The following is a 15,985-nucleotide window of genomic DNA, read 5'->3' on the forward strand; positions in this document are numbered from 1 at the left end:
ATAAATTGTCTTCCGTGGAAGATAAAGTGACGTCAACGTCCGCTCCGGTAGCCACCACCTACGTGGATCCGTCCTGCCCGTTCGCCTGGATCACCTCACGCTGGCTCATGGAGGTCGCGAAGATGCGGCCGCTCACCCTGCGGTTCGAGGTGATGAGCCTCTCGGTGATCAACGAGCATCGCGACCTGGAGCCGTGGTACCGCGAATTCAACGACCGGGCGTGGGGGCCGGCCAGGGTCTGCGTGGCGGCGGCCGAGCAACACGGCGCCGCTGCCCTCGCGCTGCTGTACCCGGCGCTCGGCCGCCGGATCCACGACGGCGGCGACAAGGACTTCGACACCGTCGTCCCGCAGGCCCTGGCCGAAGCGGGCCTGCCCGCCGACCTCGCCGACGCCGCCCGGCGCAGCGACCTCGACCCGCACCTGCGGGCCAGCACCGCTCGCGCGCAGCAGCTGGTGGGCGAGGACCTCGGCACCCCGACGGTCGTCATCGACGACGTGGCCTTCTTCGGCCCCGTGCTGACCTCGATCCCTCGTGGTGAAGAAGCCGTCCGCGTCTTCGACGGTGCCCGCCTGCTCGCCAGCTGCCGCTCCTTCTCCGAGCTCAAACGCGCCCGAACCGGCGACCTCACCTTCGCGTAGCCGCGCCACCGCGCCCCTCAGCGCTCCGGATACCCCCGGTGCGCCGCCCACTCGGGCGCGAGGATCGACATCACCGTGGCATCGACCCAGTCGTCGCCGTCGCGCAGGACCTGCCGCAGCACACCCTCGGCGACGAAGCCGACCTTCTCGTACACCCGGCGGGCCCGGGGATTGAAGGCGAACACCTCCAGCGAGATGCGGTGCAGGCCGAGCCGCTCGAAACCGTGGCCGACGACCAGGCGCACCGCCTCGGTGCCCAGGCCGCGGTCGCGGCCGGCGGCGGTCAGCAGCGTGCGGAAGTTGCAGTTCCGGTTGCCCGGATCCCAGTTGTTGAGGACCACCTCGCCGACGCAGGCCCCGGTGGCGCGGTCGACGACCGCCAGGTCGAGTCGGTCGGTCTGCGCGTTTCGGCTGCCGTACCAGGAACGCATCCGCTCCTCGTCGGGGGCGTCGTCTGCCGGGCTGCCGGTCAGCCGGGACACCTCGGGGTCGGCCACCGCCGCCCGGAAGGTGTCCAGGTCGTCGTCCACGAAGGGGCGCAGGATCACCCGCTCGCCGGTGAGCGTGGGTTTGATCGAGAAATCGGGGGTCGCCTGGTCACTGAGCATCGACTGATCCTCGGCGTGACACCGACGAGTGGCAATCAGTTTCCGGGTCGGCAGCCGCCGGGGTGAAGGGATCGAAGCTGCCGGCTCGCACCCGTACCCGGTCGGAGGTCGGTGCTGTCGGATGCGACGGTTCGGGTGTCACGCCCGCAGGACCCGCTCTGCGTCGCGGATGACCTGCTCCGAGGCGATCGGGGTCCACGAGGCGAACAGTTCCCGGAAGTAGGCCCCGTGCCGGTCCATCATCGCGGGATCGTGCTCGACGACGTCCAACTCGTTGACGATGCTCAGGTCCACCAGCGACCGAAGTTGACAGTCATCCGGCGTCCGCACCTGGCGCGTGAAGCGGTCGAAGACCTCGCCGGTCCTGGCCAGCTCCCGCCAGCTGCGTCCACGGTCGCAGGCACCGTACAGATAGACAAGCTCCTCGGCATCGGTGCCCACGAGATCCCGCAGTACGGCCCGATCGGCCCGATCAAGCAGGGTGCGGTCGAACCCGTCGGTGCCGTAGACGGCGTGGGTGAGGCCCGCGGCTTGCACGTCACGGCTGCGGCCGAGCACGGCGAGCCGTTCGCTGACTCGACAGAGGTGGGCGTACAGGGTGCCACCGGGATGGGCGATCTGTTCGGCCCCATGCCGGCGCAGCCAGGCCCGCACGCCGTCGTCGGTGCTCATGGGTCCGACTGTAGGGATCGGCCGTGGGATTCGGCGGCCCGAGGCGTGGGCGATTTGTCACAGCGCCGTGGCCACCTCCGGCGACACGGCGGCCGCGCGCGTCGTCGCGGCCAACAATCTGCGGTACGCCGGCAGCGGCTGCCTGAGCCAGCGGTGGCCGGGCGGGGGAGCGACGGCAGTCGATGCCTTGACACTGGTAGTTGCGATCGCTAACACTTGTCCGCAACGCGACCTTAACGAACCGAACACATTGTGTCGTGGCGGCGTGCGCCCCAGTGGTGTCCCGTCCGGGCACGTCACCCCACCGCTGAAGCCTTCAAAAGTCCGAACCTGGACACGGCCTGATGTTGTTAACGCTAACATAGATGATCTTGCGGAGAGGGGTCGTGCCCGTGGTTCCACGACGGATGGCAGGGTCCCTGTCGGGAGCATCGAGCATGCGGCTGCGTGCCCTCCTCGTGCTGTCCACAGTGGCCGCGGCGGCTGTCGTGGTGGTGGCCGACGGACCGGCGCATGCCGCCACCCTGCCGACCGGCACCGTCTCGCTGGAGGCCGTGAACCAAGCCGGACGGTACGTGCGGCACATCGACTATCTCGGTCAGCTCGACCCGGTGAGCTCCAGCAGCGCCAACCAGGTGAAGCTGGACGCCACCTTCACCGTGGTCAACGGTCTGGCGTCGCCGACCTGCTACTCGTTCCAGACCAGGACGGGCATGTTCCTGCGGCACCGCGACTACCGGCTCCGGGTCGACCCGAACACCGGCGACGCGACGTTCCGGGCCGACGCCACCTTCTGCGCGACGGACGGCTCGGTCAGCGGATCGGCGGCGCTCGTCTCGTACAACTATCCGACCCGGCGGATCCGGCACCGCGACTTCGCCCTCTGGCTCGACGCCTACCAGGACACTGCCGCGTTCCGGGCGGACAGCTCCTTCCGCCTCGTCGCGCCGTGGGCGCCCAGAACGACCAGGGGCCCGGTGATCCCGGGCCTCTTCGCCGACCCGCACCTCGCCGTCTTCAACGGCCGCTACTACCTGTACCCGACCACCGACGGCTACGCGAGCTGGGCCGGCACCTACTACAAGGCGTTCTCCTCCACCGACCTGGTCAACTGGACCGACCACGGCGTGATCCTCGACCACGGTCCGGACGTGTCCTGGGCGGACAACTCGGCCTGGGCGCCCGCGGTGGCCACCGCCAACGGCCGCTACTACCTGTACTTCAGTGGCGGCGCGGCCAGCGGCAACACCGCCAAACAACTGGGCGTGGCGGTGGCCGACAGCCCCACCGGGCCGTTCCGTGACGCGCTGGGCCGACCGCTTGTCCGCAGCGACCAGTTCTCGGGCGGGCAGGCGATCGACCCGATGGTGTTCACCGACGACGACGGGCAGTCCTACCTGTACTGGGGCCAGGGCGTCGCGCGGGCGGTGCGGCTGAACCCCGACATGACCTCCTTCGACGCAGCGCAGGCGCGGGTCATCACGCCGTCGGGCTACAACGAGGCGCCGTTCGTGTTCAAGCGCAACGGGCTCTATTACTTCATGTGGTCGGAGAACGACACCCGCAGCGAGGACTACCGGGTCGCGTACGCCACCGGCCCCGCACCGCTGGGGCCCTGGACCAGGCGCGGCGTGGTGCTGCAGAAACGGCTCGAGGCCGGCGTCAAGGGCACCGGCCACCACTCCGTGGTCCGGGCACCCGGCACCGACACCTGGTACATCGCCTACCACCGCTTCGCCGTGCCGGCCGGCAACGGCACCAACCGGGAGACCGCCATCGACCGGATGGAGTTCAACGCCGACGGCACCGTCCGGCCTGTCCTGCCGACCCTCTAGCTGACCCGTACGCCCCTGCGCGAAGGAGAAAGACACATGTCGAGAGTCCTCGCCCGGCTCTGCGCGGTCGCGGTGGCCGCGAGCCTGCTGTTCACCACCTGGTCAGCGGCGACACCGAAGGAGGCGGCAGCGCTCGACCCGACCGTCGGCTACCTGATGGCGCACTTCACCGGTGAGTCCTCGACCGACCAGCAGATCTACCTCGCCCACAGCACCGACGGCCTGCGCTGGACCGACCTCAACAACGGCGGGCTCGTGCTGCGGTCCACCGTCGGCACCCGGGGCGTGCGGGACCCGGCCCTGGTCCGCTCGCCGGCCGGCGACCGCTACTGGATCATCGCCACCGACCTGTGTATCGGCTGTGGTCAGGACTGGTCGACGGCGATCAACAACGGCAGCCGCAACCTCGTCGTGTGGGAGTCCACCGACCTGGTCAACTGGTCGACGCCGTGGCTGCTGAACGTCGCCGGTGCGATTCCGGACGGACGCAACGCCTGGGCCCCGGAGGCGATCTGGAACCCGGCCACCGGCGACTACGTCCTCTACTGGGCGACGAATGTCCCGCTCAACGGCGCGACCAAGCACCGCATCTACTACGCGCGTACGGCCAACTTCCGCAGCGTCACCACACCGCAGGTCTACATCAACCGGCCCGGGAACCAAGAGATCATCGACACCCAGATCGTCGAGGTGCCGGCCGGCGTCGGCGGCTACCGCTACGTCCGGGCCTCCCGCGACGGCCAGATCGCCATCGAAGGCAGCAACTCCATCCTCGGCACCTGGACCGCCCTCGGGAACCTCTCCGGCATCGGGCTGACCGGCGCACAGGTCGAGGGCCCGATGTGGATGAAGGTGAACAGCCGCAACGAGTGGGTGCTCTACCTCGACCAGTACGCCAGCGGACGCGGCTACCTGCCGGTGCTGACCACCGACCCGTCGAGTCCGGGCAGCTACCGACTGCCGGCGTCCGGCTCGTACGCCATGGGCGGCACCAAGAAGCGGCACGGTTCGATTCTGAACCTGACCGCCGCGGAACAGAGCCGGGTGCTCGCCCGCTGGCCCGCCACCGCTGTCAACCGGATCCAGTCGTACAACTTCCAGGATCGGTACGTGCGGCACTACGACTACGACGTCCGCATCGACCCGAACGTCAGCCCGGCGCAGGACGGCCAGTGGCGGCTGGTGCCCGGCCTGGTCGGCTCCGGCACGGTCGCCATCCAGTCGGTCAACTACCCGGGCTACTACCTGCGCCACTACGGGTTCGACTTCCGGTTGGAAGCCAACGACGGCAGTGCCGCCTTCGCCGCCGACGCCACCTTCCGCCAGGTCGCCGGCCTGGCCAACTCCTCGTGGACGTCGTTCCAGTCCTACAGCCACCCGGACCGCTACCTCCGGCACTACGCCTACCTGCTGCGGCTCGACCCGGTCACCGACGCGCAGAGCCGCGCCGACGCCACCTTCCGCGTGACCAGCTGACCCTGGTCCCTGTTCAAGGAGTTTCGACTGTGGCACCACATCGACGGGTGTTGTCCGCCCTGCTGGCCGCGCTGACCGTGCTGGTCGGCGTCGTGGTCGCGTCATCGCCGGCCACCGCGGCCACCAACCAGTTCCGAGGCATGAACTGGGCGGTTCTGGGTGACAACTTCAGCACCGGGCCGCTGGTCGTGCAGGGCCTGAGCTCGTCCGACAGCAACGCGACGGTGCGGGCCAAGGCCAACGCCCTCTACGACGACATGGCGTCCGCCATGGGCGTCAACACCGTCCGGCTGCCCATCAACACCCACACGGTGGGGACGGCGTGGTGGGAGGCGTACCGAGGTGCCATCGACGCCGCCACCGCCCGTGGATTCAAAGTCATCCTCGCCTACTGGGAGGACGGCGCGGCCTCCGGCGGCAGGATCACGAACCTCGCCGCCTGGAACGCGATGTGGTCCACCGTCACGAACACGTACGGCTCGAACACCAACGTCTACTTCGAGCCGATGAACGAACCGCACGGATACAGCTCTGCCGAGTGGCGCACCGTGGCGGCGAACTGGCTCAGCTACCACTATTCGGCGGTGCCCAGCCGGGTGCTGATCGGCGGCACCGGCTTCAGCCAGGACCTGCGCGACATCTGCAACGACAGCCGCTTCACCTCGACCCTGCTGTCCTTCCACCACTACGCCTTCTTCTACGGCGCGATGACCTACGACGCGTTCCGCAGCCACATCCAGACCCGCCTGGGCAACTGCGCCTCCCGTGCGGTCGCGACCGAGTTCGGCGCACCCATGAACGACGGCCGCAACTACGCCGACGCGGGAAGCACCGACAACTTCGTGCGCCACATCCGCGCCATGGCGCAGGTCATGCGGGACAACCAGATGGGTGGCACCTACTGGCCGGCGCTCGGCGGCAAGCCCGGCACCATCGGCTACGACTGGTACTCGATGTTCGCCCTCAGCGGCAGCGGCACCGACCTCAACCTGAGCATCCGCAACACCTCCGGCGCGGACCAGATCCGGTACGCGTGGGGCGACACCATCGGCGGCGGCCCCACCACGCCTCCGCCGGCGACGGGAACGTTCTACCGGATCACCGCGCGGCACAGCGGCAAGGCCATGGACGTCCAGCAACCCAACACCGACAACGGCGCGCGCGTCGGCCAGTACACGTACGGCGGCAACGCGTGGCAGCAGTGGCAGTTCCAGGATGCCGGCAGCGGCTACTGGCGCGTCATCAGCCGGCACAGCGGAAAGTGCCTCGATGTGGTGGGCGCGTCGACCGCCGACGGCGCCGAACTCATCCAGTACACCTGCGGCGGCGGCACCAACCAGCAGTTCCAGCTGGTCACCAACGGCGGTTACTTCCAACTGCGGGCACGACACAGCAACAAGTGCGTGGACGTACCGGCCGCGTCGACAGCGGACGGGGTGGTCCTCAAGCAGTACACGTGCAACACCGGCGCGAACCAGCAATGGTCGCGTACCACCGTCTGACGGTCGTCCGGACAGTGCGGACCGGTCCGCGCCGCGGACCGGTTCCATGTCGGCAATCCGTCGTTGTCCGGGCGTCGGGCGGCTCCGTAGCGTCGCGGCTACGGAACGCTGCCCGGCGGAAGGACCCTGATGACCGAACTCGTCGCTCCGCAGCTCGTCGTGAACAGCAGAATGATCTACTTCGGTTGGCTGCCGGCCGACCCCGACGCGGTGGCCGCCCTGGTGCCTGACGGGCTCACGCCGGCACCGAACCGCCAGGTCTTCATGAACCAGTACGTCGTCGACGAGGCCGGGCAGACCTCCGGCTTCGGCGCGTACTCCCTGACGTACATCGGGCCGGACCTCGCCGGGGTCGACGCTCCCGACGGGGTCACGCCCGGTCGCTGGTGGACGCACTACGTCAACTCCAGCCCCGACGTGCGGGCGTACGCCGCCGCGCGGGGTGTGCCGGCGACCCCGGGCAAGACCACCATCGAGGTACGCGGGCATCGGCTGGTCGCCACCACCGAGGCGGACGGCGTACCCGTGATCAGGACGACGGCTCGCGTCGGGCGTACCGGCGACGCCGTCAACCGGGGCCAGCTGCGCTACCTCACCCGGCTGGACGGCCGGCTGCTCAGCGGCAACTACCCGTTCGTGGCGGAGCCGGTCGACCCGTTCGCCGTCGAGTCGCTGGAGTTCCTCGAACCCGACCACCCGGTGTACGCGCTGCGCCCGGCCGACCCGCTGGAGATCGTCTGGGGCTTCTACTCACCGCGCGCGTCGTTCGCCTATCCGGGCGGCGAGTCGGCGCTCGACTGACCCCGTCGCCTCGCTCGTCCCGCACGGCCCGCCCTGCGTCGTCCGGTACCGCCTGCGCGTTGCCGGACCCCGGCTCGGGCGTGACACCGGCCCGCCCGACCGTTCACTGCCTGGCCTGTTGCCATTCACGATCCGGAGTGGGTCGCGATGCCATGATCCACGCGGCCCACATCAAGATCGGTTGTGGGCCGGGTGGCGATCCGATGACGACGGGGCGCTCTGGCGCCAACAGGGAGGGTCAAGAACATGAGCAAGAGTGCGCTGGTCAAGAGGGTGGGTGTTGCCACGGCCGTGGCCGCCGCCCTCACCGTCACGATGGCGCAGCCGGCCTTCGCGGCAGCCTCGATCTCGCACCACCAGACGCAGGCGCAGGCAGACAACAACCCGGGAAGCGGGACCGCCTGGGTGTGGGTGTACTCCGGCAAGGAGCGCGAGGCGACCGGTGGCACGGTCGAGTACCAGTTGACGAACGGCGGCAGCGGCTCGCTGCAGGTCGGCCGGGGCCAGAGCGCATCGAAGGACCCGGGCAGCAAGATCAGGGCATTCCGTGCCTGCACCAACTACTACGTCGACGGCTATGACTTCACGGCCTGCTCCAGCTGGGCCTACTTCAGCTGACCGCCCCGCTGCCGGGTCGTGAGCACGTGACGTCCCGGCAACGCCGTGGCGGTCCAATCCGGCGGGACCGGCACCTCTGTGCCGGTCCCGTACCCATGTCGCCGGTGGCCCGCGTATGCAGACCGTGCACAGTGGAATTCGAAGGCCGACGGACGGCGGTTTGTCGGCGACCACGGGTACGGTGAGGTGCTCGACGCGCACGGGCATCGGCGGTGCGCCGCCGGGGCGGGAGCGGCCAGCCCGGTGGTGACGGACCGCGGGAGGGAGCGAGAGTGACGCAGCAGAGGGCACTGGTGGTTCGCGGCGGGTGGGAGGGGCACCAACCGGTCAAGGCGACCGAGTTGTTCCTCCCCTTCCTCGAACGCAGCGGCTATGCCGTGCGGGTCGAGGAGTCGACGGAGGTCTACGCCGATGCCGCCGCGATGGCCGAGACCGACCTCGTCGTGCAGTGCATGACGATGTCGCAGATCACCGCGGAGCAGGTGGCGGGTCTCAGCGCGGCGGTCGTCGCCGGCACGGGCTTCACCGGCTGGCACGGCGGCATCGTGGACTCGTTCCGCGCGTCAGCGGAATACCTGCACCTGGTGGGCGGCCAGTTCGCCACCCATCCGGGCCTGGAGCCGTGTGAACGTCACGGCGGCCCGGAGGACAACTTCCTGCCGCACACGGTGCGCGTCACCGACCTCGGCCGGGAACACCCGATCACCGCGGGGATCGAGGACTTCGACCTCGTCACCGAGCAGTACTGGGTGCTGCACGACGACCTCATCGACGTACTGGCCGAGACCACCCACCCGACCCAGGCCTGGCATCCATGGCACCGGCCGGTCACCTCGCCCGCGATCTGGACCCGGCTCTGGGGTGCCGGGCGCGTCGTCGTGACGACCCCGGGGCACAGCCTGGACGTGCTGGAGCACCCGAGCGTTCGTACCGTCATCGAGAGGGGGATGCTGTGGGCGACCCGCACCGCGTCGGCGTCGTAGGTCTCGGGGTCATCTCCCACGTCTACCTGGACACACTCGCGGACCACCCCGAGGTGAGCATCGTCGCGGTGGCCGATCTCGACGCCGCCCGGTCGGCCGCGGTCGCCGCCGCCATCCCCGGCGCCGAGGCGATGAGCGTCGAGCGTCTGCTGGCCCGCCCGGACGTGCAGACGGTGCTCAACCTGACCATCCCCGCAGCGCACGCCGACATCTCGCTGGGCACGATCGAGGCGGGCAAGAACGTGTACGTCGAGAAGCCGCTCGCCGTGACCTTCCCGGACGGGCGCTCGACCATCGAGCGGGCCGCGTCGGCCGGCGTCCGCGTCGGGTGCGCGCCGGACACCGTCCTCGGCACCGGCACGCAGACGGCACGGGCGGCGATCGACGCCGGGCTGATCGGGCGCCCGATGTCCGCGTCGGCCGTCATGGTCACCCCGGGGCACGAACGCTGGCACCCCAACCCCGACTTCTACTACGCCCCGGGTGGCGGCCCGATGCTGGACATGGGGCCGTACTACGTCTCGGCGCTCATCCACCTGCTCGGGCCGGTCCGCGCGGTGACCGGAGCCGCCAGCCGCCTGCGCGCCGAGCGCGTCATCGGCTCGGGCCCGCGCGCCGGCCAGCGGATCCCGGTCGGGGTGGACACCCACCTCACCGGCGTGCTCGAACACGTCAACGGTGCGCTCTCCACGATCACGACGAGCTTCGACGGCGTCCAGACGACGGCCGCACCGATCGAGGTGCACGGGGAGGCGGGCACGCTCGCCGTGCCCGACCCGAACTACTTCGACGGCGAGGTCCGCCTCTTCGCCCTCGGCGACACCGAATGGCGCGCTCTGGAACCACGGGCCGGTTACGCCGACGGGTCCCGGGGCATCGGTCTGATCGACCTGGTCAGGGCCGACGATCAGCGTCCGCCGCGCGCTGGCGGCGACGTCGCGCTGCACGTCCTCGAAACGATGACCAGCCTGCTCCGGTCGGCGGCGGAAGGCCAGCGGATCGAGCTGACCACGATGCCGGAGCGGCCCGCTGCGGTTCCGCTCACTCCGGTCGAGCAGTGGAAGGCGCACCACGCGTACGGACACTGAACGGGAGCCCGGCAGGGGCACGAGCGGCGACGGCCGAAGCCGAGGCGGTCGGCATGCGCCCGGCCGGGTCGGCGCGGGCTCAGCCGGGTCGGCGCGGGCCGGCAGGGTGCGCTGGTGGCCGTGCCCGGTGGTCATCGTGCGTTGCCGAAGTGGTGGGCCAGCGCGGCGCGCAGCGTGTCGACGTTCCCGGCGGACCAGGCGATGAAGCAGTCGGGGCGCACGAGCAACGCGGCGGCGGTCGTGCCCTCCAGTTGCCCGGTGACCACGTCGACGCGGTCCCGCCAGGGCGCGGCGACGTCCGCGTAGGCGCCGGTGGAGTCCAGCAGCAGTGGCCGGGCGGTGCGGGTCAGCTCCGCGAGGCGCATCGGCCCGTGGTCGCCGTGCACGATCACGTCGGGGGCGCAACGACCGGCCAACGGGTCGGCGGGGTCGGCGGGGTAGTGGATGTCCGCGCCGGACATCAGCGCGGCGATGTGCCCGGTCACCTCCGGCTTGCGCAGCAGTTCGGCGAAGAGTTCCCGCAGGCCGGTGATCTCGTCGCCGGGGCCGATGAGCGCCGACTGCGCCTGAGTGGACATCACGACCCGTTCGGCGACGGGGCGACGCTCCGTCTCGTACGTGTCGAGCAGGACCTGCGGCGCCCAGCCGCGCACGGTGGCGGCGAGTTTCCAACCCAGGTTGACCGCGTCCTGCAGGCCGAGGTTGAGGCCGGGGCCGCCGATCGCGGGGTGTACGTGCGCGGCGTCACCGACCAGCAACACCCGGCCGGCGCGGTAGCGGGCGGCGATGCGGGTGTTGCGGCCGGTCAACCGTCGCAGCAGGCCGGGGCCGTCAGGCGCGTCGAGGGGAATGTCGGCGCCGAGCACCCGGGCGACGCTGGCCCGCAGCTCCGCCAGGTCCATCGGGGTCTCGTCGTCCGTCGGTGTGTCGGGCCACTCCGTCGTGCTCAGGATCGCCGGGCGGCCGGGGAACGGGGCCCAGGCGATCAGGCCACGGGCGGTGCGGGTGTGCTGAAACGGTGGGACGACGCCGTAGCCGGGGACGCGCAGACCGCCCGTCTGGGGGTCGACTGATGACGCGGGGACGGTCACCGTGGCGGTGCGGGAGACCGACCGGTCGTTGGTGACCCCGGGAAAGTCGATGCCGGCCAGACGGCGTACCGCGCTGCGGCCGCCGTCGGCGCCGACGAGGAAACGGCAGCTGAGCCGCGTACCGTCGGCGAGGTCGACATCGACCCCGTCGGGGCGTTGGTGGAGGTCGACGACCTCGTGGCCGCGGCGCAGGTCGACGCCGAGTTCGACGGCCCGGGCGGCGAGGGCGGCCTCGAGCTGGGCCTGCGGCACCCCGAGCACGTAGTGCGGGTTCTCCGCGAGCACCGTGAGGTCCAACGGGAACGCGCCGAAGGTGAAGGCGGGTTGGGGGACCGGCGGGGTGCTCTCACCGCTGAGCCGCGCGTAGAGGCCGCGCCGGTCGAGCAGGCGGACGACCTGGCCCACGAGGCCGTTGGCGCGAGCTTCGCCGGTGGGCGCGGCGTGGCGTTCGAGGACGACGGGGCGCACGCCGGCGAGGGCCAGTTCACAGGCGAGCATGAGGCCGTTGGGGCCGGCCCCGACGATGACGACATCGATCATGACGATGATCCCTTCGGGGTGCGCGTCATCACCACGGCAGGCTCGGCACGTGGCCGGCCCGCCGCGGGGTGTGACGCGGCTTGTGGCGTGGGTGAGGTGGGGCCCTGGACGACGGGCGGCTCAGTGCGACGGGGGAGCTCAGTGCGACGGGGGAGCTCAGTGCGACGGGGCAGCTCAGTGCGACGGGGCAGGGAGGCCGGCGGCGACCTGGGTGAAGGCGTCGGTGATGAGGCGTTCGATCGGGGTGGGTGGGTCGGCGCTGTCCAGATAGTGCTGCATGGCAACGGCGACGGCTGCGCTGGCGGCGGCCGCGACGAGCCGCGGATACATGTCGGTGGCGAGGTCGGTGGCGGTTCGCTCGGCGACCGCGGCGGCAAGCTCGGCCTCGGCGAGCGCTGTGGCGCGCAGCCGTTCGCCCTGCAGCGCGGGCTCGGCGAGCATGGTGCGGACACCGGCGACCCACTGCGCGTGGTCGGGGGAGGGCATCGCCTCGACCTCGGGGCCGCGGGTGAACTGCTCCAGCGCGGCCTGGGTGAGCGCAACCCAGAGCGGCTCGTCGGCGGGACGTTCCCGCAGCGCGGCGGCGGTGCGCAGGCTGCGGTCGAGGTGACGCGAGGCGATCGCCTCGGCCTTGCTGGAGAAGTAGTTGTTGAAGGTGCGTGGGGAGACGCCGACCGCCTCGGCGATGTCCTCGACGCGGACGTTGTCGTAGCCGCGCTCCGCGGTGAGGTGGATCGCCGCCCAGCCAAGCGCCGCCCGTGTCTCGGCCTTCTTGCGTTCCCGCAGCCCCGTCATGCCACCACGTTAGCACTAGTTGCGTGTCACGCAAATATGCGTGCCACGCAAAATTCCTGAACCGCAGGCGTTCCGCTCACCCGGGGCCCGCGAGGTGCTCGCGTCGGCCGGCGGGACGGCCGTCCGGCGCCGAGAATGGGGCAGTGGCACCCGCCTTCGTCCTGCACGACCACCGCAAACCGCGACCGCACTTCGACCTGCGGCTCGAGGAGGACGGCGTGCTGCGCTCGTGGGCGGTGCCCCGCGGTCTGCCGGACAACCCCGGCGACAACCGGCTCGCGATCGCCGTGCCCGACCACGACCTCGATCACCTCACCTACGAGGACGTCGACAAGTCGATCGCCGACATCGGCACCTGGGAGGAGCACGATCGCACCGACCGCCGGATGCTGTTCACCCTGCACGGCCGCACCGGCAGCCGGCGATACGCGTTGATCCGCACCGGCGAGGGGTGGCTGCTCCACCTGACGAAGCAGCAGCCTCCGGACGATCTTGAGGCATCGCCGTAGACGTTGGCTTTACCGCAGACACCAATCTATGGTGGGGGCATGCCGTCGGTGACCTTCCGCTCGCCCGCCGCCACCATGGTGGCGGTGAGCGGTGCTGTCCGCGTGCCGACGGTCACACGCCGCAAGGCCGACATGCGGGTGCCGGTTGTCCGCACGCCGCACGCCGCGCTCGCCGACAGGATGTCGAGCCCGGTGCGAACCGGCCGAGGCCCACCCGCGCAGTCGTTGCACACCCAGAACGACCGCTAGGGCGAAGCTATCCAAGCTTCGGCCCTTTTTGTTTTCCCGTCCATTTCCCTTTGAAGGGGCAGACCATGAGTGTCGATCATCCTCGCACCATCGATCAGACCTGGCTCGCCGACATGCGAGCGTCCCTGACGGACGACTTCGCCGCCCAGACGGCCCGGCTGCGGGAACTGACCGAGCTCAACGCCGACACCGGCGACCCGGGCGAGGCCCACAACCAGGCCGCGCTGCTGGCCGCCACCCGTCAGACCATCGAGCAGATCACCGGTGCGCTGAGCCGCATCAGCGACGGCACCTACGGTGCCTGCCAGAGGTGCCACCGGAGCATCCCGACCGAGCGGCTCGAGATTCTCCCGCACGCCCGCTTCTGCGTGCCGTGCCAGGAGAAGCAGAACAGGTGAGGCCCGGTGTGGCTGCCGCGCCGCCGGCACGGCAGCCACACCATCCCGTGCGAGAGAGCCACGACCGTCATCCCGCGCACCGCGCGGCATCTCGGTCCCGGTGCCAAAGCAGCCGCTACGAACGCCACAGAGCCTGACAACGCGCCACTACGACGAGATCGCCCGTGCCCACGGGGCGAGGAGGCGTTCGAGGCCGGCCATCAGGTAGAAGAGCAGCGCGCCCATCAGCGCGAGCAGGGTCAGCGCCGCGAACGCGAGTGGAGTGTCGGCGGACTGGCCGGAACTGGCGATCACCGAGCCGAGGCCGGCCTCGGGGTTGATCACCTCGCCGATGGTCGCGCCGATGATGGCCAGCGAGGTCGCGACCTTCAGTCCGACGAAGACCTGCGGGAGGGCCCACGGGAGTCGTACCTTCACGAAGGTCTGCCACCACGAGGCGGAGAGGGATCGGGCGAGTTCGCCGAGTTCGTTCGGGGTCGAAGTCAGCCCAGCCATGGTCGAGACCAGGATCGGAAAGAAGCAGAGCAGCACAACCATCACGACTTTGGTTTCGTAGCCGAACCCGATCCAGACCAGGAGCAGCGGTGCGAGCGCCACCTTCGGCACCGCGTTGATTCCGGCGATCATGGGGAGGGCCATCCGCTCGACCGTCCGGGAGGCGGCGAGCATGACGGCGAGCAGGAGCCCACCCACGGCCGCGATCCCGAACCCGATGACGGTCTCCAGGAAGGTGACCATCGTCTGCTCTGCAAGGTAGCCAGGGAGCCGGACGAACGCGTCGACCACGTCCGGGGGTGCCGGCAGGAAGAACGGCTCGATGTCGAAGGCCCAGGTGGCCAGCCACCAGAGCGCGATCGCCAGCACCGCACCGAGCGCGGGCAGCCCGACGTGGGGCCAGCGTTGTGACAGCGGGAGGCGGTCAGGCACGATGATCTTCCGTCAGGACTTCTTCACGAACCTCAGGTCGACGATCTCCTCCGGGGTCAAGCCGGGCGGAATCAGGTCGGCGCCCTGTAGGACGGTGATTGTCTGGGCCACCTGCTTCTCATCCATGAAGCCGATCGGGGCGCCTGACGCGGGGCGAACGTGCGGGGACATCGCCTCGATCTCGCCCTTGCCCGCCGCCACGGCATAGGTGGGCTTCACCTTGTTGAGGATCGCCGCGGCCTCGTCCGGGTGCTCGATGCTGTACTGGAGCCCCTTGAGCACCGCGTCGGTGAATCGCTGCACCAGGTCGGGGTCTTTTTCGATGAGCGAGGGAGTGGTGATGATCGCGTTGCCGAAAAGGTCCCGCAGATAGTCGCTGTAGGGCAGCACCACCACCTCCTTCTTGGAGGCGGCCTGTAGCGCGTTGCGGCTGAGCAGGAAGGTACCCAGCGCGTCGACCTTCCGGCTGGCCATGAGTCCATTGAGCGCCGTGGCCTGGACGCCCTCGATCTTCACCGTCTTCGGGTCGAACCCGGCCAGCCGGGCGTAGGCCGGGAAGAGCAGCTCGGTCACCGACCCGGCGCCGGTCGCCATCGTCTTGCCCTGCAGGTCCTTCGGGGTGGTGATGTTGGTGTCCGCGGTGGTCATCACCGAGATCAGCGTCTGTTGGTGCACGGCGGCGATGGCCCGCCAGTCAGTGAACTCGCCCTTACCCGCCTGAATCACGGCACCGGTGAAGTCGAGCGCACCGAACTGGACCTGACCGGACTTGAGGGCCGTCAGGTTCTGCTGATTGCCAGCGCCCTCTTTGATGTCGACTTCAATGCCGGCCTCGGCGAAGTAGCCCTTCTCCTTCGCCACCCAGGCGAACGCGTCCCGACCTACAGCGCCGAAGGCGGTGATGTAGGCGACCCTGTCGGTCTCCTCGCCGGTCGGGTCGCCACTGGCGTCATCGGAACCGCTGCAACCGGTCACGCCAAGGGCCGCGGCGAGCAACGTCACTACCAGGGCGCGAGAGCGCTTGACCATGTGCTGCCTCCAGCTTCAGAGTCTCGGAGAAGGCGCCGGCGCGCCATGCCGACAAAGACCGCACGGGCCGGGGCTGTCCACATTGCTCTTCCCGATGAATGATCGTAGATGATGATCGCTATGACTGTCACCGGACCGGTTCACGGATTCCTTTCCCTGGGCTCTGCGAAGGAGTCATTTCTGCAGTTACAGGGCTGTCAACAATGGACAGTCGGTCCGGGAA

17 protein-coding genes are annotated in these 15,985 nt (G+C 69.9%); 11 read left to right on the forward strand and 6 right to left on the reverse strand.

Going from position 1 to position 15,985, the window contains the following annotated elements:
* The first annotated feature begins 26 nt into the window (after window positions 1-26).
* Window positions 27-641 (forward strand): mycothiol-dependent nitroreductase Rv2466c family protein, encoded by a 615-nt coding sequence (locus ACX27O_RS18920; RefSeq protein WP_210864528.1) that lies wholly within the window; start codon window positions 27-29, stop codon window positions 639-641.
* A gap of 17 nt (window positions 642-658) precedes the next feature.
* Here ACX27O_RS18920 and ACX27O_RS18925 read toward each other — a convergent pair whose 3' ends face one another.
* Both ACX27O_RS18925 and ACX27O_RS18930 read right to left on the reverse strand, forming a co-directional pair.
* On the reverse strand, window positions 659-1,249 hold the full coding sequence (locus tag ACX27O_RS18925; RefSeq protein ID WP_358127343.1) for a GNAT family N-acetyltransferase: 591 nt from the start codon (window positions 1,247-1,249) through the stop codon (window positions 659-661).
* 138 nt (window positions 1,250-1,387) lie between these two features.
* Window positions 1,388-1,921, reverse strand: a complete 534-nt coding sequence (locus ACX27O_RS18930) for a DUF6817 domain-containing protein (RefSeq protein ID WP_458939823.1) — start codon at window positions 1,919-1,921, stop codon at window positions 1,388-1,390.
* 437 nt (window positions 1,922-2,358) lie between these two features.
* Here ACX27O_RS18930 and ACX27O_RS18935 point away from each other — a divergent pair, with 437 nt between their 5' ends.
* From ACX27O_RS18935 to ACX27O_RS18965, 7 genes are all read left to right on the forward strand, one after another.
* Entirely contained in the window at window positions 2,359-3,756 is a 1,398-nt protein-coding gene (locus ACX27O_RS18935; RefSeq protein WP_210864524.1) for a family 43 glycosylhydrolase, read from the forward strand.
* A 36-nt stretch (window positions 3,757-3,792) separates the two neighbouring features.
* A complete protein-coding gene (locus ACX27O_RS18940) occupies window positions 3,793-5,232 on the forward strand; it encodes a glycoside hydrolase family 43 protein (protein ID WP_030330754.1) in 1,440 nt (479 codons plus the stop codon).
* A gap of 29 nt (window positions 5,233-5,261) precedes the next feature.
* Window positions 5,262-6,734: an RICIN domain-containing protein gene (locus ACX27O_RS18945; protein ID WP_307857731.1), complete on the forward strand. Its 1,473-nt coding sequence runs from the start codon at window positions 5,262-5,264 to the stop codon at window positions 6,732-6,734.
* A gap of 129 nt (window positions 6,735-6,863) precedes the next feature.
* Window positions 6,864-7,535: an acetoacetate decarboxylase family protein gene (locus tag ACX27O_RS18950; protein WP_210864523.1), complete on the forward strand. Its 672-nt coding sequence runs from the start codon at window positions 6,864-6,866 to the stop codon at window positions 7,533-7,535.
* A 246-nt stretch (window positions 7,536-7,781) separates the two neighbouring features.
* Window positions 7,782-8,153 (forward strand): hypothetical protein, encoded by a 372-nt coding sequence (locus ACX27O_RS18955; protein WP_030330749.1) that lies wholly within the window; start codon window positions 7,782-7,784, stop codon window positions 8,151-8,153.
* Window positions 8,154-8,425: 272 nt separating this feature from the next.
* Window positions 8,426-9,136: a ThuA domain-containing protein gene (locus ACX27O_RS18960; RefSeq protein WP_210857452.1), complete on the forward strand. Its 711-nt coding sequence runs from the start codon at window positions 8,426-8,428 to the stop codon at window positions 9,134-9,136.
* Complete coding sequence (locus tag ACX27O_RS18965; protein WP_210864522.1) at window positions 9,106-10,224, forward strand: Gfo/Idh/MocA family protein; 1,119 nt, start codon at window positions 9,106-9,108, stop codon at window positions 10,222-10,224. The genes ACX27O_RS18960 and ACX27O_RS18965 overlap by 31 nt, the downstream gene beginning before the upstream one ends.
* Window positions 10,225-10,355: 131 nt before the next feature.
* Here ACX27O_RS18965 and ACX27O_RS18970 read toward each other — a convergent pair whose 3' ends face one another.
* Window positions 10,356-11,855, reverse strand: coding sequence for an FAD-dependent oxidoreductase (locus tag ACX27O_RS18970; protein ID WP_210864521.1), 1,500 nt, complete (start codon window positions 11,853-11,855; stop codon window positions 10,356-10,358).
* Between the two features lie 174 nt (window positions 11,856-12,029).
* The gene (locus ACX27O_RS18975) at window positions 12,030-12,650 is read right to left on the reverse strand and encodes a TetR/AcrR family transcriptional regulator (protein ID WP_210864520.1); all 621 of its coding nucleotides are present in this window, start codon (window positions 12,648-12,650) and stop codon (window positions 12,030-12,032) included.
* A gap of 143 nt (window positions 12,651-12,793) precedes the next feature.
* Between ACX27O_RS18975 and ACX27O_RS18980 the strand changes: the two genes are divergently transcribed.
* The 3 genes from ACX27O_RS18980 to ACX27O_RS18990 all read left to right on the forward strand — a co-directional run bounded on the left by ACX27O_RS18980 (window position 12,794) and on the right by ACX27O_RS18990 (window position 13,806).
* On the forward strand, window positions 12,794-13,159 hold the full coding sequence (locus ACX27O_RS18980) for a DNA polymerase ligase N-terminal domain-containing protein (RefSeq protein ID WP_030330741.1): 366 nt from the start codon (window positions 12,794-12,796) through the stop codon (window positions 13,157-13,159).
* A gap of 39 nt (window positions 13,160-13,198) precedes the next feature.
* On the forward strand, window positions 13,199-13,408 hold the full coding sequence (locus ACX27O_RS18985) for a hypothetical protein (RefSeq protein WP_210864519.1): 210 nt from the start codon (window positions 13,199-13,201) through the stop codon (window positions 13,406-13,408).
* Between the two features lie 65 nt (window positions 13,409-13,473).
* Entirely contained in the window at window positions 13,474-13,806 is a 333-nt protein-coding gene (locus ACX27O_RS18990) for a TraR/DksA family transcriptional regulator (protein WP_030330739.1), read from the forward strand.
* Window positions 13,807-13,953: 147 nt separating this feature from the next.
* Here ACX27O_RS18990 and ACX27O_RS18995 read toward each other — a convergent pair whose 3' ends face one another.
* Both ACX27O_RS18995 and ACX27O_RS19000 read right to left on the reverse strand, forming a co-directional pair.
* Window positions 13,954-14,733: an ABC transporter permease gene (locus ACX27O_RS18995; RefSeq protein ID WP_051708303.1), complete on the reverse strand. Its 780-nt coding sequence runs from the start codon at window positions 14,731-14,733 to the stop codon at window positions 13,954-13,956.
* Window positions 14,734-14,745: 12 nt separating this feature from the next.
* Complete coding sequence (locus tag ACX27O_RS19000) at window positions 14,746-15,762, reverse strand: ABC transporter substrate-binding protein (protein WP_030330735.1); 1,017 nt, start codon at window positions 15,760-15,762, stop codon at window positions 14,746-14,748.
* Window positions 15,763-15,985 lie beyond the last annotated feature (223 nt).

This window comes from Micromonospora sp. SD19, from assembly GCF_054462275.1.

Coding starts and splice junctions, on each gene's coding strand:
- ACX27O_RS18925 (WP_358127343.1), bottom strand. CDS start 1,249: ATGCTCAGTGACCAGGCGACCCCCGATTTCTCGATCAAACCCACGCTC.
- ACX27O_RS18930 (WP_458939823.1), bottom strand. CDS start 1,921: ATGAGCACCGACGACGGCGTGCGGGCCTGGCTGCGCCGGCATGGGGCC.
- ACX27O_RS18935 (WP_210864524.1), top strand. CDS start 2,359: ATGCGGCTGCGTGCCCTCCTCGTGCTGTCCACAGTGGCCGCGGCGGCT.
- ACX27O_RS18940 (WP_030330754.1), top strand. CDS start 3,793: ATGTCGAGAGTCCTCGCCCGGCTCTGCGCGGTCGCGGTGGCCGCGAGC.
- ACX27O_RS18950 (WP_210864523.1), top strand. CDS start 6,864: ATGACCGAACTCGTCGCTCCGCAGCTCGTCGTGAACAGCAGAATGATC.
- ACX27O_RS18955 (WP_030330749.1), top strand. CDS start 7,782: ATGAGCAAGAGTGCGCTGGTCAAGAGGGTGGGTGTTGCCACGGCCGTG.
- ACX27O_RS18970 (WP_210864521.1), bottom strand. CDS start 11,855: ATGATCGATGTCGTCATCGTCGGGGCCGGCCCCAACGGCCTCATGCTC.
- ACX27O_RS18975 (WP_210864520.1), bottom strand. CDS start 12,650: ATGACGGGGCTGCGGGAACGCAAGAAGGCCGAGACACGGGCGGCGCTT.
- ACX27O_RS18985 (WP_210864519.1), top strand. CDS start 13,199: ATGCCGTCGGTGACCTTCCGCTCGCCCGCCGCCACCATGGTGGCGGTG.
- ACX27O_RS18990 (WP_030330739.1), top strand. CDS start 13,474: ATGAGTGTCGATCATCCTCGCACCATCGATCAGACCTGGCTCGCCGAC.
- ACX27O_RS19000 (WP_030330735.1), bottom strand. CDS start 15,762: ATGGTCAAGCGCTCTCGCGCCCTGGTAGTGACGTTGCTCGCCGCGGCC.